General features: G+C 35.7%; 3 protein-coding genes. 1 reads left to right on the forward strand and 2 read right to left on the reverse strand.

The annotated features are described in order from the left end of the window. On the forward strand, positions 1 to 388 hold a 388-nt coding region (locus ACJAT0_RS12795; RefSeq protein WP_415181965.1), incomplete at its 5' end, for a hypothetical protein. A 101-nt stretch (positions 389 to 489) separates the two neighbouring features. Here the strand turns inward: ACJAT0_RS12795 and ACJAT0_RS12800 are convergent. Both ACJAT0_RS12800 and ACJAT0_RS12805 read right to left on the reverse strand, forming a co-directional pair. Beyond that, positions 490 to 1,491 carry an NAD(P)H-dependent glycerol-3-phosphate dehydrogenase gene (locus ACJAT0_RS12800; RefSeq protein ID WP_415181966.1) on the reverse strand — a complete coding sequence of 334 codons (1,002 nt, stop codon included), beginning with the start codon at positions 1,489 to 1,491 and terminating at the stop codon, positions 490 to 492. 120 nt (positions 1,492 to 1,611) lie between these two features. Next, on the reverse strand, positions 1,612 to 4,352 hold a 2,741-nt coding region (locus ACJAT0_RS12805; RefSeq protein ID WP_415181967.1), incomplete at its 5' end, for an HAD-IB family hydrolase.

Genomic DNA, 4,352 nt, shown 5'->3' on the forward strand with positions numbered 1-4,352 from the left:
TCCATATGCAAGGCCTTTTGCACGATTAGGAAAGATTAGAAGTGCTGGCGTGACGGACTTAAGATACGGTAGTCTCTTAGATGAGGACTGGCAAAACATTGATCGATTTAAAATGAACGGCGACCAACGGCAAAACGTCTCATTGCCAGAAAACGTTCAATGTTATAGTATAGCAGGCGTTAATGGTAAAGCGAATACATCTTTGACTGCTCAATTGTTAGGAGATAATATGGTGGGCATAAAAAGCGCATTAGGCCAGCATGAAAACTCTACTAAAGATTTAAAATTCAAAGAGGCACATACTTGGATCGCTTATGAGAATAACCATTTAGATTTATTGAGCAATCCAAAAGTCTATAATAAAATAAAGTCATGGATCCTTTTATGAAGCTCATACCAGTTCAACACCTTGAATACTTAGAAACTGTATCAACTTCAAGTCCAATAAAAATTAATAATGACATGACCTTTATAGCTCAAAAGATAATTTTACCCTGGTTCCTTTTCTGAGCCACTTTCTAATTTCACGAGTCCATTAAAGGCATCATAAACCGTATTACCTTCGTAAAGTACTCTATATACTTCTCTAGAAATTGGCATATCCACGTTATAATCTTTGGCTAGCTCCATAACAACCTTAGCTGTTTTAACACCTTCGGCAACTTCATCCATCTCTTCAATAATCTGCTCTAAACTTTTGCCTTGTCCTATTTGAAATCCAACGTGATGATTTCTACTTTTAGAACTCGAACACGTTGCTACCAAATCCCCCATTCCTGCTAATCCTGCAAAGGTTCTTCGTTTTCCTCCCATGGCAATACCTAATCTAGTTAATTCTGATAGACCTCTAGTTATTAAGGCTGCTCTGGTATTATCGCCAGCATTGGCGCCATCTCCCATCCCAGTAGCAATTGCCATAATATTCTTTAACGCACCACCAAGTTCGCAACCTATGACATCATTATTAGTATACACTCTAAACAATCCTGTGCTGAATACTTGTTGTAATTGTTTAGCAATAGTTTTATCTACCATAGCAATTACTGCAGCCGCGGCTTGACCAGAGTGTATTTCTTTAGCTAAATTAGGACCAGTTAAAACACCTGCAGGATGACCAGGCAGTTCCTCTTCAATAATTTGTGTCATTCGCATTTTAGTATCCAACTCCAAGCCTTTAGATAAGCTTACAATTGGCACCCATGGTCTAATATATGGCTTAGCGACACGTAAAACTTCCCTGAAATTTTGAGAAGGAATTCCCATCACTATAACATCTGCATTCTTAACAGTCTCTTGAATAGAAATTGATGCTTTAAGATTTTTATGTAGCTTTGCACCTGGGAGATACTTAGAATTGGTGTGTTCTTCATTTATTTCTTTTACAGCTTTTTCGTTTCTAGCCCATAAAATTGTATCATTATTTTTAGCAGTTAATGACGCTATGGTTGATCCCCAAGAACCACCTCCAAGTACTCCTACGTTAAGTTTCATATGTTTTTTTTTATGTTCTTAAATGGTCATACTTCGACGATGCTCAGCACAAGCCTGTAACATCCAAACAATCATTTTCTTGGGTACCGAAAATTTAGTTCTGAATGTTTCGTAATAAAATTAATTTTCTAATTCTTGTAAGTATAATTCTCTCACATCTTCAATATGTTTATTTATATCTTTTAATTTCCAAAGTGATGTATCAACAGGATCTAAAACCACCACCTCGATATGAGTTGGTTTAAACATGCTTGTACCTTTTGGCATTGCCATATAAGCGTTTTTAATTACAATTGGAATTATTGGCACTCCAGCTTGCATTGCCAAATGAAAGGCACCTTTCTTAAATGGTCCTAAAGCTTTACTTCCGCTTCTTGTACCCTCTGGTGCGATTGCAACTGAAACACCACTCTTTAGTGCGTCAACAGCAGGTTGCATTGCTTCTATAGCTTTTGATTTGCTCGTGCGATCGATATAAATAGCCCCTAAAGCTTTAAAAATTGGTCCGATAGGTGTTCGTTCTAATTCTTTTTTTGCGACACCCGTAAAATCGTGACGAATTAATTTCATTACAATAAAGAAATCTGCGGCACTCTGGTGATTAAAACAAAAAACAGCTGGTCTAATTTCTTCCAAATTATGTTTTCCCTTAACAGCAATATCCAATCCAGCCATTTTAGAACCCAAGTCTCCAACACTAGAAAATGTTGTATTTGCAGCTTCTTGCCTCGACATTGTCATTGCTCCTTTTATAAGCCCTTTTAAGGCTGAAGGATAAATACTTGCTATGGCCATTCCTGTTCTAAAGCCATTAATAAGTGGCTTTTCAACGGGTTCTTGAAATCTTAAAATAGGCCAGTTATTTTCGAAAGCCTTTTGAGATAATTTCTGATCTGGATTTGTAGCAACTGGTTTTCCTACAATTTTCATGAGCGGATAGTCTTCGATACTATCTGTATAAAAATAACTTTTTGATAAATCTGTATTATTCTCTTTAGCAAATCTTCGTGCTGCTCTTGCTTTGCCTTCTCCCCAGCACATTTCTGAAACACGACCGGTAAACTTCCCATTATGCACTTCCATTTCAGAAGCATAAATGTCTTTAATCCCAAGAGCTCTTGCAACAGGTTCAATTTGATACGTTGTTGCTGCCGAAATAATTACCACTTTATGCCCCTTTGCTTTATGATTTGCAATTAAAACTTGAGATTCTGGATAAATTGTTTCTTTTAAATGCTCTTCAAATACATGTTCCCCTAATGTTACAAATTCCTTCTCTTTTATACCTTTTAAGCCGAGTGCTGCAATTTTAGTTAGTATTTCAAAGTCTCTGTTTCCCAATGAAAAAACTAAGGCAGTTGCAAACTGTGTTAGATATTCTTTTACTGTCGTATTTCCACTAAGCAAGCGAGTTGTCATGAATTTTTTTGCTGAAAAATCGTCAATTAGCGTGCGATCCATATCAAAAAAAGCAGTGATGTGTCCACCCTCTTCCATTTCTTCTTCGTGATGGACCTCATCATGAATTGAATCTTGATCTAAGTTTTGTTCTTCAGGTAATTCTTTTAATAATCTTTTATCTCTTACGCTTTCTATTTGTTTTAAGTAAGATAACCGTTCAGATAAATCATCTAAATGATCTCTCCAGCTTTTTAAGCCATCATAATCTAAAGTTCTACCGATCGGAATTAAGTTCGCATTTCTAGCAAAACGGAGCGCATTTATTAAAAAGGGTTTAGAAACACTATCTAAACGTGTGATTTCAGATTGCCAGTGTAATTCTTTCCCCTTAAACATGGCTAATTTAACAAAATCATCCTCAGCATACTCATCATCAGCGTCCCAACTATTAAGTGTATAACAAACTATTTTATTTGCCTCTAAATAGGATAATAAAATAGCTCTTGACACAAATAAATCTTGTTTTCCTAATAAGGCTGAAATATCTCCATTTGGATCAGCTAAAATTGCTCTCCAATTTTTGTCAAATCGAAGTAATTCTGTTTCAATTTCACTACTAAATCTAGGCTTATTTGTATAAAAGAATTCAAATTTAAATAAATTCCTGAGCCTCATTATCTCCTCCCAGAATTTTGTAATTCGGCTGGTCGATTGATCATCTTTAATTTTCACCAAGGCCATTTCTATAAAAGCTTGATGGTATAAATGTCCGGAAGCCATATTTGCATAATATCCAGCTGGCAAATACTCTGTAGCAACCAAACTATATTGGGCACGCTGTCCTGCTCTACTTTTTTGAATTATTCTTGCACTTTGTAATAAATTGAGTGCCGATTGTACGATAACACCAATTTTATTGCCACGATCTATAAGAATAGCTTCTTTTTTCCTACTAATAAATGCCATTAATCGATTGACCTTGTATTCAATTTCTTTTTTGGTTAAAGCGAAATCATTAAGTAACACATGGCAAACTAGCGAAACTGTTGTGACTGGTGTTATGGCATTGGTTTTATGTATCAGTTCAAAAGCAAATCTAGGCAAGGTGTTTTTATCAGCATAACTATCTTCTTCCATATCTGGAATGATGGCATGCTTATCTTCTTCAATCTCTACGGCGTCTCCAAAGCGAATTGCCGCACGACCATAATCATTTCCTAATTTTTTAATGTAGTTTACAGCTTCTTTTACGTTTTCTGCTTTTTTCTCTTGTCCTTTGCCTTCTTCGGTCATTTCCTTGACATCAGGAATTAAATCATATACAATGGAAACGGGAACATACTTTATAGATCTTGAACTTTGCAATTCTCCTTCTTTTATATATTTTAAAATTCCCATTTTTGGGTAAATAATTTTTCCTGTTCTAGAACGTGTGCCTTCAATATTCCATGTCAGGTGAT

It is taken from the genome of Nonlabens sp., assembly GCF_047636915.1.
Classification (GTDB): Bacteria; Bacteroidota; Bacteroidia; order Flavobacteriales; family Flavobacteriaceae; genus Nonlabens.